Origin of the sequence: Actinacidiphila acididurans (genome assembly GCF_016918855.1) — a bacterium.
Taxonomy (GTDB): Bacteria; Actinomycetota; Actinomycetes; order Streptomycetales; family Streptomycetaceae; genus Actinacidiphila; species Actinacidiphila acididurans.
Map to the genome: position 1 here is coordinate 315,295 of NZ_JADKYB010000005.1, position 16,084 is coordinate 331,378.

14 protein-coding genes are annotated in these 16,084 nt (G+C 73.9%); 6 read left to right on the top strand and 8 right to left on the bottom strand.

Annotated features, from left to right (window positions below; translation table 11 throughout):
* The first annotated feature begins 28 nt into the window (after positions 1-28).
* Positions 29-697 carry a futalosine hydrolase gene (locus ITX44_RS11565; protein ID WP_205357024.1) on the top strand — a complete coding sequence of 223 codons (669 nt, stop codon included), beginning with the start codon at positions 29-31 and terminating at the stop codon, positions 695-697.
* A complete protein-coding gene (locus tag ITX44_RS11570; protein ID WP_205357025.1) occupies positions 690-1,625 on the top strand; it encodes a 1,4-dihydroxy-6-naphtoate synthase in 936 nt (311 codons plus the stop codon). The genes ITX44_RS11565 and ITX44_RS11570 overlap by 8 nt, the downstream gene beginning before the upstream one ends.
* A gap of 147 nt (positions 1,626-1,772) precedes the next feature.
* On the opposite strand, the gene ITX44_RS42590 is transcribed toward ITX44_RS11570, so the two are convergent.
* The gene (locus tag ITX44_RS42590) at positions 1,773-2,156 is read right to left on the bottom strand and encodes a cold-shock protein (RefSeq protein ID WP_205357026.1); all 384 of its coding nucleotides are present in this window, start codon (positions 2,154-2,156) and stop codon (positions 1,773-1,775) included.
* A gap of 155 nt (positions 2,157-2,311) precedes the next feature.
* Between ITX44_RS42590 and ITX44_RS42595 the strand changes: the two genes are divergently transcribed.
* Positions 2,312-2,647 (top strand): hypothetical protein, encoded by a 336-nt coding sequence (locus tag ITX44_RS42595; protein WP_307795214.1) that lies wholly within the window; start codon positions 2,312-2,314, stop codon positions 2,645-2,647.
* Here ITX44_RS42595 and ITX44_RS11585 read toward each other — a convergent pair.
* Both ITX44_RS11585 and ITX44_RS11590 read right to left on the bottom strand, forming a co-directional pair.
* Positions 2,626-3,243, bottom strand: a complete 618-nt coding sequence (locus ITX44_RS11585) for an HAD family hydrolase (protein WP_265934209.1) — start codon at positions 3,241-3,243, stop codon at positions 2,626-2,628. The genes ITX44_RS42595 and ITX44_RS11585 overlap by 22 nt on opposite strands.
* Before the next feature lie 196 nt (positions 3,244-3,439).
* Positions 3,440-4,483, bottom strand: a complete 1,044-nt coding sequence (locus ITX44_RS11590; RefSeq protein WP_205357028.1) for a hypothetical protein — start codon at positions 4,481-4,483, stop codon at positions 3,440-3,442.
* A 417-nt stretch (positions 4,484-4,900) separates the two neighbouring features.
* On the opposite strand from ITX44_RS11590, the gene ITX44_RS11595 reads away from it, so the two are divergent.
* Positions 4,901-7,495, top strand: a complete 2,595-nt coding sequence (locus ITX44_RS11595) for a helicase C-terminal domain-containing protein (RefSeq protein WP_205357029.1) — start codon at positions 4,901-4,903, stop codon at positions 7,493-7,495.
* A 6-nt stretch (positions 7,496-7,501) separates the two neighbouring features.
* Here ITX44_RS11595 and ITX44_RS42140 read toward each other — a convergent pair whose 3' ends face one another.
* The 4 genes from ITX44_RS42140 to ITX44_RS11610 all read right to left on the bottom strand — a co-directional run bounded on the left by ITX44_RS42140 (position 7,502) and on the right by ITX44_RS11610 (position 11,184).
* Positions 7,502-7,624, bottom strand: coding sequence for a hypothetical protein (locus ITX44_RS42140; RefSeq protein ID WP_265934204.1), 123 nt, complete (start codon positions 7,622-7,624; stop codon positions 7,502-7,504).
* Positions 7,625-7,675: 51 nt separating this feature from the next.
* Entirely contained in the window at positions 7,676-8,248 is a 573-nt protein-coding gene (locus ITX44_RS11600) for a Uma2 family endonuclease (RefSeq protein WP_205357030.1), read from the bottom strand.
* Positions 8,249-8,381: 133 nt separating this feature from the next.
* Entirely contained in the window at positions 8,382-8,924 is a 543-nt protein-coding gene (locus tag ITX44_RS11605) for a VanZ family protein (protein ID WP_236060386.1), read from the bottom strand.
* Between the two features lie 322 nt (positions 8,925-9,246).
* Positions 9,247-11,184 carry an LPXTG cell wall anchor domain-containing protein gene (locus tag ITX44_RS11610; protein ID WP_205357032.1) on the bottom strand — a complete coding sequence of 646 codons (1,938 nt, stop codon included), beginning with the start codon at positions 11,182-11,184 and terminating at the stop codon, positions 9,247-9,249.
* A 325-nt stretch (positions 11,185-11,509) separates the two neighbouring features.
* Between ITX44_RS11610 and ITX44_RS11615 the strand changes: the two genes are divergently transcribed.
* The gene (locus ITX44_RS11615) at positions 11,510-13,177 is read left to right on the top strand and encodes a DNA repair helicase XPB (protein ID WP_205357033.1); all 1,668 of its coding nucleotides are present in this window, start codon (positions 11,510-11,512) and stop codon (positions 13,175-13,177) included.
* 46 nt (positions 13,178-13,223) lie between these two features.
* Here the strand turns inward: ITX44_RS11615 and ITX44_RS11620 are convergent, their stop codons facing one another.
* Positions 13,224-13,412, bottom strand: coding sequence for a hypothetical protein (locus ITX44_RS11620; RefSeq protein ID WP_205357034.1), 189 nt, complete (start codon positions 13,410-13,412; stop codon positions 13,224-13,226).
* Positions 13,413-13,872: 460 nt separating this feature from the next.
* Here ITX44_RS11620 and ITX44_RS11625 point away from each other — a divergent pair, with 460 nt between their 5' ends.
* Positions 13,873-15,960 carry a HelD family protein gene (locus ITX44_RS11625; protein WP_307795232.1) on the top strand — a complete coding sequence of 696 codons (2,088 nt, stop codon included), beginning with the start codon at positions 13,873-13,875 and terminating at the stop codon, positions 15,958-15,960.
* Positions 15,961-16,084: the final 124 nt, after the last annotated feature.

Here is a 16,084-nt window from a genome sequence, read left to right on the forward strand (position 1 = left end):
GCGACGCGACCGGGCCGCGGAGCGGCGCATGACCGCGCGGCTGCTGGTGGTGACCGCGGTGGACGCCGAACGCGCGGCGGTGGCCGCGGGTCTGGCCGGGGCAGGCGCGCCCCGGGCGACCGTGATCGCGGCGGGCGCCGGTCCGGCCGCGGCAGCCGTCGGCGCGGCCACGGCGCTCGCGCGGGCGGCGGCGGACGCGGACCCGTACACCCTGGTGATCTCGGCCGGGATCGGCGGCGGTTTCGCCCCGGCGGCGCCGGTGGGTTCGGTGGTGGTGGCCGAGGTGATCGTGGCCGCGGACCTGGGCGTGGCGACCGAGGACGGCTTCACGCCGCTGGCCGAGCTGGGTTTCGGCCGCAGCGAGCACAAGGCGGCGCCGCTGAGCGCGGCCGTCGCACAGGCGCTGGGCGCGGCGTACGGGCCGGTGCTGACGGTGTCCACGGTGACCGGCACCGAGCGGCGGGCGGCCGAACTGAGGACACGTCACCCGGGCGCCGTCGCCGAGGCCATGGAGGGCTTCGGGGTGGCCGAGGCGGCCCGGGCCCATGGCGTGCCCGTGCTGGAGCTGCGTACCGTGTCGAACGCGGTCGGCCCCCGCGACCGGGCGGCGTGGCGGATCGGCGAGGCACTGGCGGCGCTGACGGCGGCCTTCGGGAAGCTCCCGGCCGCCCTGGAAGTGGAGGCGGACCATGGCTGAGCAGCAGCAGGGCGAGCAGGGGACCGAGCGGGAGACCGGCGAGCAGCGGTACGGGACCGGTGGCGCGGCGGGCGACGGCGCGGGAGGCGACGGTCCGCTGCGGATCGCGTACTCCCCCTGCCCCAACGACACCTTCGTCTTCCACGCCTGGGCGCACGGCCTGGTGCCGGGCGCGCCCGCGCTGGACGTCACCTTCGCCGACATCGACATCACCAACGGCATGGCCGAGCGCGGCGAGCTGGACGTGCTGAAGGTGTCGTACGCGGTGCTGCCGTGGGTGCTCCAGGAGTACGCGCTGCTGCCCTGCGGGGGCGCGCTGGGCCGCGGCTGCGGGCCGCTGGTGCTCACCCGGGAGCCGGGCACGTCGCTGGCCGGGAAGACCGTCGCGGTGCCGAGCGAGCGCTCGACGGCGTACCTGCTGTTCCGGCTGTGGGCCGCCGCCGAGGTGCCGGGCGGGGTGGGCCGGATCGAGGTGCTGCCCTTCCACGAGATCATGCCCGCGGTGCGCGACGGCCGGGTGGACGCCGGCCTGGTCATCCACGAGGCCCGCTTCACGTACCAGAACTACGGCCTGCACAAGCTCGCCGACATGGGCGAGCACTGGGAGGCCACCACCGGGCTGCCGATCCCGCTGGGCGCGATCATCGCCAAGCGCTCGCTTGGCAAGGAGCGGCTGCACGCGCTGGCCGAGTCCGCCCGCGCCTCGGTCCGGATGGCCTGGGACGACCCGGGCGCCTCCCGCGGCTACGTGCTCGCGCACTCCCAGGAGATGGACCCGTCGGTCGCCGACCAGCACATCGGGCTGTACGTCAACGAGTTCACCGCCGACCTCGGGGAGGACGGTTACGCCGCCGTCCGCGGGCTGCTCACCCGCGCCGCCGCGGAGGGCCTGGTGCCGGCGCTCAGCGCCGAGGCGCTGGCTTTCTGAAACGCGGAACACCCTTAATCGCGGCGGGAATTCAGTGCACCGGCCACGGACACGCTCGGCCCCGGCATTTTCGCGGCAGCTTTACCGGAGGGCACTCCTCCGGTAAAGCACCGCTAAAAAACCCGGACGATGGACAGGCCGGCCTGTTCAGACGTCGAGCTGGTCGGCCACGACGCGCAGCACCGAAGCGATCTTGTGGCCGTGCGCCTTGTCGGGATACCGGCCGCGCTGGAGGGAACGGGCCACGTCCTCCAGCAGGGTGGTCAGGTCCTGCACGATCGGCAGCAACTCGTCGGGCTTTCTGCGCTGAGCCGCGGCGACCGAGGGAGCGGGATCGAGCAGGGTCACCGAAAGCGCCTGGTCACCACGCTGACCAGCGACAACGCCGAATTCGACCCGCTGGCCGGGCTTGAGGGCCGTTACTCCGTCGGGCAGCACAGAGGAGTGCACGAAGACGTCACCGCCGTCATCGCGGGAGAGAAAGCCGAAGCCCTTCTCGCTGTTGAACCACTTGACCTTGCCGGTAGGCACGTCCGTCCTCGTCCTCATTGCTCGAAACCGCTCCGAATAAGACTGCAGCGGGTCCGTCGGAGACCCGCTGGCACCAGGCTAATGGCCTGGTGCCGCCTGGCAAGACGCCGAGGTCCCGTTCCATCGGGTCCACTCCTGCGACCTACCCTTGTCCGGTGAGCAAACAAACCAGGGGCGCCGGTGACCTGCTCGTCCGGATCGGCGCGGTCCTCTTCATCGTCGGAGCGGTCGGCACTCTCGCGACCATGGCGCCGCTGCTGCTGGGCACGAGCCGGCTGCCCACCCCGGCGTATTTCGTGTCCATGCTGATGGGGGTCGGACTGGCGGTGGCGCTGGTCGGGCTGCTGAAAGCGGCCATGGCGCAGCGGCAGCCGAGCGCGGCTTCTTCCGCCGCTTCCTCCTCTTCCCGGTCTTCCCGCTCTTCCGCTGACGCTTCGGGTGATGCTTCGGGTGACTCCGATCGGGCTTCTCAGGCCGCCGCGGAGCTGTAGTCGGCGAACCATTCCGGGAATTCGGTGAGGTCGTCGAGGACGATGTCGGCGCCGGCCGCCCGCAGTTCGGCGGCGCTGCACGGCCCGGTCGCCACCGCGACGGACAGCGCGCCCGCGGCATGGGCGCCGCGTATGTCGCCGACGTGGTCGCCGACGTAGACCGAGGCGCCGAACTCGATCAACGCCTCGGCCTTGGCCTCCGCCCACAGCCAGCCGCGCAGGTCCGCCTCGATCCCGACGTGGTCCAGGTGCAGGCGGGCGTTGGGGCCGTACTTCGCGGTGACCACCAACGGCCGCCCGCCCGCGGCGCGCACCGCCGCCACCGCCTCGATCGCGCCCGGCATCGCCGGGGTGGGCCGGATGGCGTGCTCGGGGTACAGCGCGCGGTAACGCTCGCCCATCGCGGCGATCCGGTCGGCCGGGAACCAGTACGCCAGTTCCTCGTCCAGCGGCGGCCCCAGCCGGGTGACCGCGAGATCCGAGTCGATGAACACACCGGTCTCCGCGGCCAGCCGGTCGTACACCGCCTTGATCCCCGGCCGCGAATCGATCAGCGTCATGTCGAGGTCGAACCCGACAGTGAAGGGGCCGGTCAGGAGCCCCGCGACGGGCCCGGGGGCGGCGGCGGGGGCGGGTACGGAAGCGGTCTCGGTCACGGGGGCGGACACGGGTGCGGACGTGAGGGGCGCGCGGCCGGGGTCGTTGGTCACGGCACCCATTCTCGCCCGGAGGGTCAAGGGGGCGGTTCGGGGCCCGGCCCGGGGCTCCGCCGGGAATCGGCTACGGCGCTGGTCAGGCCGTACGGCGGGCCCGCCAGACCAGGTACAGGGCCGAGCCCAGGGCGGCCAGGCGGACGGTGCCCGGAAGGGCGCCCTGGACGGCCTGGCCCATCTGCCCCTGGGCGATGGGGGTGCTCCACTTGCCGGCGTCGCGCCCCCACAGCCACACCAGCATGCCGATGGCCGCCGCGCCCGGGATGCCGAGGATGCCGAACTTCTTCTGGGCGGGGGTGAGCTTGCGGGTGAGCCAGCCGGTCAGCCAGCCCAGGCCCAGCGGGATCCACGAGCCGATGGCCGCGCCGGCCACCAGCAGGGCGGCGGCCAGCAGCAGCACCGGGCTGCCCCAGCCCTTGAGGCCGCCCCCGGCGAACGGCAGCCGCGGCAGCCGGCGCTTCTTGCCCGGCGCGGCCTTGTCGCCGCCTCCCGCCGCGGCGCCCTTGTCCGCCTTTTCCGCAGCCGGGTCCTGTTCCCCGGCCGCTCCCGGCCCCTTCTGCCCGGCCGCCGCCGCGTCCTGCGGGCCGGTGCCGGGCGGCCGGATCCCGGCCAGTTCCTCGTCGTCGACCGGGATGAAGATCCGGCCGGTCATCCCCGGCAGGTCGATCAGCTCGTCCCCGGCCCGCATGCCGTCACCGCCGTCGGGCGCGGCCTGCCACCAGTCGTCGGCGTTCTTGCGCGGCGCCCCGGGGCGGCGTCCAGGAGGCGGTACGCGGCCGGCGTAGGGCCCGTACCCCTTGGGCCGCTCCCCGCTCCCGCCGGTGGTGCCGGGGTCGTCCGCGTCCGGGGCGGGCCGGGACGGAGCAGGCGGCGCGGCCGGCACCGGGGGCGGCGCGGCGGGTACGCCCGAGGCCGCGGCCTCCACCACCTCGTCCGGTGTGCCGATCCGGCCGAGGATGCGGCGTACAGCGGCCGGGCTGTCGGCGTCGCCCCGCTCGCGGTCGATGTCGGTACGCAGCTGCGCCACCAGCCGCATCCGCTGGGCCGCGGGCAGCGCGGTCTGGGCCAGGTCGCCGACCTTGCTCAGGTAGTCGAACACCAGTCGGTCGCTCTCGACGCCCACCGTCAAGCCCCTTTCCCCGGCCCCGCCTTGGCCTCCCGCCGACGGTACCGGCCCCGCCCCCGCGCTGTCGTCATCCGACGTGGCCCCGGGGCGCGCCCACCGCCAGGCGGCCCCGGGACTCCCGGCGAACCCGCTGCCGCGGATGGGGGCTCGCCGGGAGTGCCCCAAAGGGGCGCGGGGAACTGCGCGAGCAACCACATGCGGCCGACGGTCCGGAGGCGACAGCAACTACCCCATCGGGCCGGCGACGACCCGCACCACGGTGTGGGGATACGCGCCCACGCGGCGCCGGCCGCACATCGACGAAAGGCCCGCGCCCGTGCGGGGCGCCGCCCCGCGACACCACGCCGCCCCCGACCAGTGGGAACCCGGGGCACCGCACCCGCGGTGACGGGGCTTGCGGCTACTGTGGGACGGATGACCGACGGAGGCAGAGGCACCGGCCCGCGTTCGCTCGCGGAGGACCTGCGCGCGCGTGATGACGCCGCGCTGGCCCTCCTGCTGCGTGCCCGGCCGGACCTGCTGGCCCCGGTGCCGCCGGATCTGACGCAGCTCGCGACGCGCGCCTCGACCCGTTCGTCGGTGCTGCGCGCCCTGGACCGGCTCGACCGGTTCACCCATCAGGTCGCCGAGGCGCTCGCGGTGGCCCCCGACCCGTGCCCGTACGAGGATCTGCGCGCCCTCATGACGGGTACGGGCGTGCTCGCGGTGACCATTGCCGAGCCGGCGGCGGCCCTCGCCGAATCGGACGCCCGGGACACCGCGGCCGCGGCCGTGCTCGCACGCCCCGCCGTACCCGCCGGGCCGCTGCCCGCCGAGCTGGCCGAGGCCGTCGCCGAGGGGCTGCCCCAGGCCGTGCACACGCTGCGGGTGCGCGGCATCGTCTGGGGCGACGAGGAGACGCTGCATCTGGTGCGCACCGCCCGGGACCTGCTGGCGCCGAGCGCCGGCGGCGGTTCCGGTACGGGCCTGGGTCCCAGCGTGGGCGAGGCCACCGCCGGGATGTCGCCGGCCCGGCTCCAGGAGATCGTCGCGGACGCGGGGCTGCCCGCGACGCACGACCCGACGAGCGCGGTGCAGGCGCTGGGCGAGCTGTTCACCGACGCCTCCCGGCTGGCGGACCTGCTGGCCGAGGCGCCGGAGGGCGTACCGGGGGTGCTGGACCGCCTGGTGTGGGGGCCGCCCTACGGGGAGGTACGGGACGCCGGCGCGGCGATACGGGCCGCGGACGCGACCACCCCCGTGCAGTGGCTGCTGGCCCGCGGCCTGCTGCTGCCGGCCGGGGCGCACACCGTCCTGCTGCCGCGCGAGGCGGCGCTGGCCCTGCGCGGCGGCCGCGCGCACCGTACGCCCGAACCGTCGCCGCCCGCCATGACGCCGGTGGAGCGGCCCGAGCGGACGGTGGACCGTACGGCGGCGGGGCAGGCGTTCACCGCCGTGCGCACCGTCTCCGAACTGCTGGCCGAGTGGCAGACCGGCGGGCCCCCGGTGCTGCGCGCGGGCGGCCTGAGCGTGCGCGACCTCAAGCGGACCGCGGCGGCCCTCGACCTGCCCGAGCCGGAGACCGCGTTCTGGCTCGAACTCGCCTACGGCGCCGGGCTGATCGCCACCGACGGCGAGGTGGACGAGGCGTACGCGCCCACGCCCACCGCCGACGAATGGCTCCAGGCGCCCGCGCAGCGGCAGTGGGCCGTCCTGGTCACGGCCTGGCTGACGGCGACCCGTACGCCCGGGCTGGTCGGCACGCGTGACGCGAAGGGCCGGGCCCTGTCCGCGCTCGGCCCGGACCTGGACCGGTCGCTGACCCCGCAGGTGCGGCGGCGGGCGCTGCGGCTGCTGGGCGAACTGCCGAAGGGCACGGCGGCCTCGGAGGAAGACCTGCTGGCCCGGCTGCGCTGGCTGCGGCCGCTGCGGCCCGGGGCAGACGCGTTGCGTACGGACCTGCTGCGCTGGACGCTGCGGGACGCCGAGACGCTGGGACTCACCGGCCGGGGCGCGCTGGCCGCACACGCGCGTCCGCTGATCGCCCCCGCCGGGCCGGACGGCCGGGAGCACGACGCCTCGGCCGCCGCCGAGCAGGCAGCGCGGCTGCTGGCACCGCTGCTGCCCGAACCCCTGGACCACGTGCTGCTCCAGGCCGACCTGACGGCCGTGGCGCCGGGTCCGCTGATCTCGCCGCTCGCCGAGACGCTGGGCGTCCTCGCGGACGTGGAGTCCAAGGGCGGCGCCACGGTGTACCGCTTCACGCCCGACTCGGTACGGCGCGCCCTGGACGCCGGGCGTACCGCCGCGGAACTGCGGCAGTTCCTCACCGAGCACTCCCGTACGCCGATGCCGCAGCCGCTCAGCTATCTCATCGACGACGTGGCCCGCAAACACGGTGTGCTGCGGGTCGGCGCGGCGGCGGCGTATCTGCGCTGCGACGACGACGCACTGCTCACCGAACTCCTCGCCGACCGCCGGGCCGCGGGCCTGGGCCTGCGCCGGCTCGCCCCCACCGTGGTGGCCGCCCAGGCCGATCCGGCCACCCTGCTGGAACGGCTGCGCGCGATGGGCCTGGCCCCGGCCGCCGAGTCCGCCGACGGCGACGTCCTGATCACCCGGCCGGACGCCCGCCGCACCCCGCCCCGTACGCCACCGGTCCCGGTCACCGACGGCCCGCCCACCCCGGACACCGCCCTGTTGGGTCTCGCCGTCAAAGCCATCCGCGCCGGCGACCGCGCCGCCACCGCCGTACGCCGCACCCCCGCGCCCGCCTCCCCCGCCGCCGACGGCCTGCCCCGCACCTCCACCGCCGAGACCCTGGCCACCGTCCAGGCCGCCGCCCTCTCCGGCGAGTCCCTCTGGATCGGCTACGTCAACGCCGAAGGCGCCGCCAGCCAGCGCGTCATCGCCCCCGTCCGCGTCGAGGGCGGCTACATCACCGCCTACGACCACACCTCCGACGAGGTCCGCACCTTCGCCCTCCACCGCATCACCGGCGTCTCCGCCCTAGCGGACGACCCGGCGTAGCCCGGCTCAGCCCCGCGGCCGCACCAGCGCCCCCGGGTCCAGCTCCACCGGGAACGGCTTCTCGACCGGCGTCGCGCCCCCCGGCCCGCGCCACGACCCGCGCGGTCCATGGACCGTGGTGGTCGTCATGGGCAGAGTTCATGTCGTCGTCTCCGCGCCTGGATCTCGCAATGCTGAGCTTCAGTCCTGCGGGTCGATCAGGTCGGCGGGGTCGAGAGAGACGGGGAAGGGCTTTTCGATCAGGGTGCGGGTGCCGGCCTTGGCGACGATTTTGTCGACGTACCGGCCCGCTTCGAGTTCGGCGACGACCAGGATGGGCGACGGTTCGAACTCCAGCCGCCACAGGTACGGGATGCCGGCTTCCGCGTAGTAGGGCGGCTTGAGGAGGCGGTCGGTCTTCCGGCCCATGGACGAGGGCGACACGATCTCCACGACGAGTTGGACGGCCTCCGCGTCGAAGGCCACCGGATAGCCCGCGCCCGCGTCCACGACGACAACATCGGGGATGAGGAGGGCGTCGGGGAGCCGGACATTCACGGCTTCGAAGACGCGCACCTGGGCGCCCGCTGCCTTCGCCGCCGAGCGCAGCGCGAGCCAGAGGAGTGACGACGCGCTCTGATGCGTCGCTCCTGGTGCTGGTGCCATGACGAGTGTGTCCCCCATCAGTTCCCGCCGCTGTCCGCGGTCCTCCCCCAGCGCCAGCACCTGCTCGACGGTCCACGGACCGTAGTGGGGGTCGTGCGCGGTGCCCATGTCGTCACCTCTTCCTCGGGAACCTCGTCCCCCAGTCTGGCATCGGCCACGGGCAAGGGGCGGCTCCCTGATCACAGGATCAGGGAGCCGGGCGGGCTATTCGCACAAAGGGGAGATTGTTCGCTCGAAGGGATTACGAGGGGTGGCGGTCGCGGGGGCGGAGGCGTTGCCACCAGTGGGGGCGGCGGGGGTGGAGGGCGTGGCCCAAGCGGCGGCCGATGATGAGGTAGCCGAGGAGGGCGCCGAGGGTGTTGAGGATGACGTCGTCGATGTCGAAGGCGCGGCCTTCGACGAGGGCGCCCTGGGCTGATTCGACCAGGATCATGACGAGGGCGGTGACCGCGGCGGTGCGGACCAGGCCGCGGGCGCGCGGGAAGAGGGCGGGGAGCAGGACGCCGAAGGGGACGCCGAGCAGGATGTTGCCGCCGATCTGCTTGATGCTGTCGCGCACGTTCGGCTGGTCGAGGTAGGCGCGGATCGAGGCGCCGGGCCGCAGGTTCGTGTGGACCAGCGCGTCCGAGGCGGGCGAAGGCACCAAGGTGACCCGGGCCAGCGCGACGGCGAAGCCGATCATGGCCACGACGGCCACCGCCAGTACCGCCGCGCGGGCCAGCACCGGCCCGAGGGCGCGGCGCTGGAGCAGCGGGGGCCGGTCCTTGGTTTCGACGGCCGGCATCGGCTTGGTCCCGGTTCCGGCGGTTCTTGGTTTCGCCCCCTGCCCCGCGGCTGCGCCGGGCAGCCTCCGTTTGGTCTTCGGTTTCGCAGCCGGTTTCTTCTTGGGCTGCGCGACCGTGGCCTGCGTACGGGCGGAACCGGCCTTCCGGCTCGGCGCCGCCGCCCGGAACAGCGCGTTGCGCACTGCCATCGAACGTAACCCCCTCGGGTAGGCACCGTCCTCCGGCGCCTACCCGAGGCCGGCCGTCGTACGCCGCCACGCGCCGCCGACGGCCGGTAATCGCCGTACGTACTACGGCTCTTGCACCGGCCCGGTTCGGGCCCTAGCTGTGCCGGCCGCGCCGACGGGTCGCGACCATCAGGCCGCCGCCCGTGCCGAGCACGCCCACTGCGGCCGCCGCGGTCCAGCCGACCGACGCGCCAGTGTTCGGCAGGTGCGGGCGGTGGTCGCCGGGAGGCGTGGTCGGGTTCGTCGGATACGTGGTCGACGGGGTCGGGTGGGTCGTGGGCGGATTCGTGGGCGGTGTCGTCGGGGGCTTGGTCGGTGGACTCGTGGGCGGCTTGGTGGACGGCTTGTGGTGCTTCGGCGGGCACTTCTCGGTCGGTTTCGGCCAGTTCGAGTGGTCCGAGGACCAGGAGGAGTGCTCCGAGGGTCGGCCGGGCTGGCCCTGGTTCTGGCCCTGCCAGTTGTGCTGGCCGGACTGACCCTGGGCCTGGTTCTGGCCCTGGCCCTGCCAGTTGTGCTGCCCGGACTGACCCTGGTTCTGGCCCTGGCCCTGCCAGTTGTGCTGCCCGGACTGGCCCTGGTTCTGGCCCTGACCTTGGCCCTGGCTCTGGTTCTGCGAGTTGTGCTGCCCGGACTGGTTCTGGCCCTGGCTCTGGCCTTGACCCTGGCCCTGCCAGTTGTGCTGGCCGGACTGACCCTGACCCTGGCCTTGAGTCTGGCCCTGAGCCTGGCTCTGCGAGTTGTGCTGCCCGGACTGGCCCTGGCCCTGGCTCTGGCCTTGACCCTGGCCCTGCCAGTTGTGCTGGCCGGACTGACCCTGCCCCTGGCCTTGAGTCTGGCCCTGAGCCTGGCTCTGCGAGTTGTGCTGCCCGGACTGGTTCTGGCCCTGGCTCTGACCTTGACCCTGGCCCTGCCAGTTGTGCTGGCCGGACTGACCCTGGCCTTGAGTCTGGCCCTGAGCCTGGCTCTGCGAGTTGTGCTGCCCGGACTGACCCTGACCCTGAGCCTGGCCCTGACCCTGCCAGTTGTGCTGGCCGGACTGACCCTGACCCTGGCCCTGACCTTGAGTCTGGCCCTGAGCCTGGCTCTGGCCCTGGTTCTGCCCCTGGCCCTGGCTCTGCCAGTTGTGCTGCGTGGGGCGGCTGGACTGGCCCTGAGCCTGGCCCTGGCCCTGTCGATTGTGCTGGCCGGACTGGCCCTGGCCCTGGTTCTGCCAGTTGTGGCCCGCGGGCCGGTTCGGGTTGGCGGTCGCGCTCGGGGCGGCCGACTGGGTGGTGCCGGTCGTGCCGGTCGTGCCGGTGGGCTGGGCCACTGGCACGCCCAGGTTCAGGAACGGCCAGCCGGTCCCGGGCATCTGCCCGCCGTGGTGGTGGTTGCCCTGCTGGAAGCCACCGTTGGACTGGGCGCCCTGCTGCGGGTCGGTGTTCTGCGGGGCGGCGGTTTCCTGCCCGGCGTCCTGGCCGGCCTCCTGCCCACTGGACTGCTGGGTGCTGGGCTGCTGCCCGCCGGACTGCTGGGCGCCGGCCTCCTGGTTACCGGCCTCCTGGTTACCGGCCTCCTGAGTGTCGGCCTGCTGGCCGCTCGCCTGGGTGTCCCCTTCCTGAGAACCGGCGTCCTGGCGCCCGTTCTCCTGCTGCTGGGCGTCCTGCCGCCCTCCTTGCTGCTGGTCTCCCTGTTCCTGGCCTCCTTGCTGCTGGTTTTCCGACTGCTGGTCTCCCTCCTGATGCCCGTTGTCCGGGCCTGGGCGCAGGCCGGCCACCTCGCCGACCCACCCCATGTTCCCGAGTACGTGGGACATGGCCGCGTCGGACTGACCGAAAGGCTGCGAACCCTGCGGCCCCTGATGTCCCTGGGCGAATCCGGTGTCCGACCACTCGCCGCCCAAGGGCGCGGCAACGGACGGCGACGCGGGGAGCAGCAGCCCGGCCGCGGCCATGACGGCCACTCCGACGACTGCCGTGGACGCCGCGACAACACGGACTTTCCCCCGGCCGCGCGGCTCGGCCTGGGGAAGCGACTGCTGAGCGTGATCCATATGAACACAACACATCAAATAGGACTATCCGCCCGCCACGCCACGACCACGGAGCGCGCCGTTTCCCCCGAACGGCGCGCATGCTTTTCCTCGGGGTAGGGCCACGCACTCCGCTGCCTTGAACTCGGCCCGGACCCCAAAAGCGGAGAGGTCGCCCCGGGGCACCGGAAGAAGCCGCACCCTGGAGAAGACGGCAACCGCGGCGGCAGCGCGGCCCGAGCCGGAGGGACCCGCACGGGACGTGACCTGCCCCACCCACTCCCCACCCCCACCTGACGTAGAATTCTGCGTTCCCCGTTTCCCCGAAAACCGCCGGAGGCACCGGGTGTCCTGCCTGATCGTCCAGAGCGACAAGACCCTCCTGCTGGAGGTCGACCACGAGGAGGCCGACGCCTGCCGCCGGGCCATCGCCCCGTTCGCGGAGCTGGAACGTGCCCCCGAGCACATCCATACGTACCGGCTGACGCCGCTGGGGCTGTGGAACGCCCGCGCGGCCGGGCACGACGCCGAGCAGGTGATCGACGCGCTCATGGCGTACTCGCGGTATCCGGTGCCGCACGCGCTGCTGGTGGACGTGGCCGAGACGATGGCCCGGTACGGGCGGCTGCGGCTGACCAAGGACCCCGCGCACGGGCTGGTGCTGACCAGCACGGACCGGCCGGTGCTGGAGGAGATCCTGCGGTCCAAGCGGATCCAGCCGCTGGTGGGCGCGCGGATCGACCCGGACACGGTGGCCGTGCACCCGTCGGAGCGGGGGCAGATCAAGCAGGTGCTGCTGAAGCTGGGCTGGCCGGCCGAGGACCTCGCGGGGTACGTGGACGGCGAGGCGCACCCGATCGAGCTGCACGAGGACGGCTGGGCGCTGCGTCCGTACCAGCGGCAGGCCGTGGAGGGCTTCTGGCACGGCGGCTCGGGCGTGGTGGTGCTGCCGTGCGGCGCCGGCAAGACGCTGGTGGGCGCGGGCGCCATGGCCGAGGCCAAGGCGACCACCCTGATCCTGGTCACCAACACGGTCTCGGCCCGGCAGTGGAAGCACGAGCTGGTCCGCCGCACCTCGCTGACCGAGGACGAGGTCGGCGAGTACAGCGGGACGCGCAAGGAGATCCGCCCGGTCACCATCGCCACGTACCAGGTGCTGACGACCAAGCGGAAGGGCATCTACCCGCACCTGGAGCTGTTCGACTCCCGGGACTGGGGCCTGATCGTCTACGACGAGGTGCACCTGCTGCCGGCGCCGGTCTTCAAGTTCACCGCCGACCTGCAGGCCCGCCGCCGGCTGGGGCTGACCGCGACGCTGGTACGGGAGGACGGCCGCGAGTCGGACGTCTTCTCGCTGATCGGCCCGAAGCGGTTCGACGCGCCCTGGAAGGAGATCGAGGCCCAGGGCTACATCGCGCCGGCCGATTGCGTGGAGGTCCGGGTCGACCTCACCGAGTCCGAGCGGCTGGCGTACGCGACCGCGGAGACGGAGGAGAAGTACCGCTTCTGCGCGACGACCGCGACCAAGCGCAAGGTCACCGAGGCGCTGGTGGCCAAGCACGCCGGGCAGCAGACGCTGGTGATCGGGCAGTACATCGACCAGCTCGACGAGCTCGGCGAGCACCTGAACGCGCCGGTGATCAAGGGCGAGACGACCCCCGCTCAGCGCGAGAAGCTGTTCGACGCCTTCCGCAACGGCGAGCTCTCGGTCCTGGTGGTCTCCAAGGTCGCCAACTTCTCGATCGACCTGCCGGAGGCGACCGTCGCCATCCAGGTGTCCGGCACCTTCGGCTCCCGCCAGGAGGAGGCCCAGCGGCTCGGCCGGGTGCTGCGACCCAAGGCCGACGGCCACGAGGCCCGCTTCTACTCGGTGGTCGCCCGCGACACCATCGACCAGGACTTCGCGGCGCACCGCCAGCGCTTCCTGGCCGAGCAGGGCTACGCCTACCGGATCGTGGACGCCGGTGACCTGCTCAGCGGCGCCGACGAGGACGAGGGCGCGCAGGACGTCTGACCGGAAGCGTCAAGCGTCACGACGGCACGCCCGGGGTACGGCGGGGTCAGCGGCTGTCGGGGCGCCGCGCGGCCCCGTCCGAGCTGCCGAGCAGCACGACCTCGGCGGCCGTGACCGCGAAGACCCGGATCGCGTGCAGTGCGCTGCCGAGGACGTGCCGGGGGTGCTGCGGCGCGGTGCCGAGCGGGGTGCCGCCGTGGGCCGCCGGACCTGGGGAAACAGTGGTGGTGGACATGTCTCCACGGTACGTAGCCACCCGTGCGGTCGACGTCGCGCCGAGGGCGGAACCTCACGGCGCGCGACTGCGACCTCAGGGGGACCCGCGACCCTGACGTACGGCTCCGGGTCGACCCCGAGGCGTACGCCCGGCGGGCAGGGGACGTACCGCCGGGATGCGGAACCGTACGGCCGCGGCACCAGGTGACGGCACGGCCGCGTCCGGACGGACTCCCGGCGGCGCCCCGGGAAAGACCCCGGGAAAAAGAGTTCGCGTGCCGCGCCCGGTCCGCGTATAGTCGCGCGTCTGCCCGCCTCCCAGCGCCGCGTGCCCGCCGTTCTCGCGGCCGGCCGCCAGGGAGTGCCGCCGCCCGGACGGAAACCGGCCGGCTCACCGACCGAGGAGGCCCGCGCCCGCGCGGGTCCGACCGTGAACCGACGTGTCCGCCGGAGGCTACGCCGTGCCCTCGCACGCCCCCATCCAGGATCCCGACAGCACCGCCAGCACGAACGACACCACGAACCACACCGCCGACGACCCGCTGCAGCGCGAACGCACCCACCTGCGCTCGTCCCGGGCCGCGCTGCGCGCCATGCGCCAGGACGTGGAAGCGCTCGACATCTCCGACGTCACCGGCAACTGGGTGAACGCCAAGGTGCTGGCCGCCGGCATCGAGGCCCGGATCACCGCGCTGGCCGACCTCGCCGACCTGCCGCTGTTCTTCGGCCGCCTGGACTACCGGCACGCGCCGGGCGCCGACCTGGCCGAAGGGGCATCAGGGGAGAACTTCTACATCGGCCGCCGCCATGTGCACGACGCCGACGGCGACCCGATGGTGATCGACTGGCGGGCCCCGGTCTCCCAGCCGTTCTACCGCGCCTCGCGCACCGACCCGATGGACGTCGCGCTGCGCCGCCGCTTCGGCTACACCGCCGGCGAGCTGACCGCGTACGAGGACGAGCACCTGACCGATCCGGCCGAGGCGGCGACGGCCAGCAGGCTGCTCCAGGACGAGATCGAGCGGCCCCGCGTCGGCCCGATGCGCGACATCGTGGCCACCATCCAGCCCGAGCAGCACGAGATCGTGGTCGCGGACGTGTCCGGCACGGTCTGCGTGCAGGGGGCGCCCGGCACCGGGAAGACCGCGGTCGGCCTGCACCGGGTGGCGTACCTGCTGTACGCGCACCGTGAGCGGCTGGCCCGTACCGGCACCCTGGTGGTCGGCCCCAACGCGTCCTTCCTGCGCTACATCGAGCAGGTGCTGCCCGCACTCGGCGAGATGCAGGTCAAGCAGGCCACGGTGGACGACCTGGTGGCGCACGTCACCGTACGCGGCACGGACTCGGCGGACGCGGCCCGGATCAAGGGCGACGCGCGGATGGCCGAGGTGCTGCGGCGGGCGGTGCGCTCGGGGATCGCCACCCCGAAGGAGGCCGCGGTCGTGGTGCGCGGCTCGCGGCGCTGGCGGGTCCCGGCGTACGAGCTGCAGGAGATCGTCCAGGAGCTGGCCGCGCGCGACATCCGGTACGGTGCCGCGCGCGAGGCCCTGCCGCAGCGCATCGCCCACGCGGTGCTGGTGCAGATGGAGCGCGCCGGCGAGGCGCCCGACGACCGGGTGCAGGACGCGGTGGCCCGCAACCCCGCGGTGAAGGCGGTGGTCAAGGAGTGCTGGCCGCCGGTCGATCCGGCCCGCACGGTGCTGCGGCTGCTGTCGGACCGGCAGTTCCTGGCGTCCTGCGCGGACGGGCTGCTGACCGCGGAGGAACAGGAGACGATCCTGTGGGCCCGGCCGGCCCGCGGCCTGGGCTCGGCGCGCTGGTCGGCGGCCGACGCGGTACTGATCGACGAGGCGCAGGACCTGGTACGGCGTACGCCCTCGCTCGGCCATGTGGTGCTGGACGAGGCGCAGGACCTGTCCCCGATGCAGTACCGGGCGGTCGGGCGGCGCTGCTCCACCGGCTCGGCGACCGTCCTCGGCGACATCGCGCAGGGCACCACCCCTTGGGCGACGGCGTCCTGGGCCGAGGCGCTGGCCCACCTGGGCAAACCCGAGGCGCGGGTCGAGGAGCTGACCCGCGGCTTCCGCGTGCCGCTCGAGATCATCGGCTACGCCTCCCGGCTGCTGCCCGCGATCGCCCCCGGGCTGGCCCCGGCCACCTCGGTCCGCGAGTCCGCGGGCGCCCTGTCCGTACGCGAGGTGCCCCCGGCCGCCCTCGACGACGCCGTCGTCACCGCCTGCCGCGAGGCCCTGACCCACGAGGGCTCCGTCGGCCTGATCGCCGCCGACCCCCGCCTGCCCGCCCTCTCCGCCGCCCTCACCGCGGCCGGCCTCCCCTTCCTCGCCCCCGGCGAGGAGACCTCCGCCACCGCCCGCCTCACCCTCGTCCCCGCGTCCCTCGCCAAGGGTCTCGAATACGACTACGTGGTCCTCGACGACCCCGCCACCCTCGTCGCCGCCGAACCCGACCCCCGCACCGGCCTGCGCCGCCTCTACGTCGCCCTCACCCGCGCGGTCTCCGGCCTCACCGTCCTCCACGCCCAGCCCTTGCCGGAGGAACTGGCGTAGGGCGCTTCAGGGAGGGGCCGGCGCCCCGAAGGGGCGGCAACCCAAGGGGCGCGGTCTGTCGCCGATATGCGGCTGGCGCCGCATGGGCGCGTCAGCGCACCGCAGACGGCACCTTTAAGGGGCG

Excerpts from the sequence above, each read along its gene's own strand:
- ITX44_RS11570 (WP_205357025.1), top strand. The coding sequence starts at position 690 with ATGGCTGAGCAGCAGCAGGGCGAGCAGGGGACCGAGCGGGAGACCGGC.
- ITX44_RS42140 (WP_265934204.1), bottom strand. The coding sequence starts at position 7,624 with ATGACGACCACCACGGTCCATGGACCGCGCGGGTCGTGGCGCGGGCCG.
- ITX44_RS11620 (WP_205357034.1), bottom strand. The coding sequence starts at position 13,412 with ATGTCCACCACCACTGTTTCCCCAGGTCCGGCGGCCCACGGCGGCACC.
- ITX44_RS11605 (WP_236060386.1), bottom strand. The coding sequence starts at position 8,924 with ATGCCGGCCGTCGAAACCAAGGACCGGCCCCCGCTGCTCCAGCGCCGC.
- ITX44_RS11610 (WP_205357032.1), bottom strand. The coding sequence starts at position 11,184 with ATGGATCACGCTCAGCAGTCGCTTCCCCAGGCCGAGCCGCGCGGCCGG.
- ITX44_RS11595 (WP_205357029.1), top strand. The coding sequence starts at position 4,901 with ATGACCGACGGAGGCAGAGGCACCGGCCCGCGTTCGCTCGCGGAGGAC.
- ITX44_RS11600 (WP_205357030.1), bottom strand. The coding sequence starts at position 8,248 with ATGGGCACCGCGCACGACCCCCACTACGGTCCGTGGACCGTCGAGCAG.
- ITX44_RS11565 (WP_205357024.1), top strand. The coding sequence starts at position 29 with ATGACCGCGCGGCTGCTGGTGGTGACCGCGGTGGACGCCGAACGCGCG.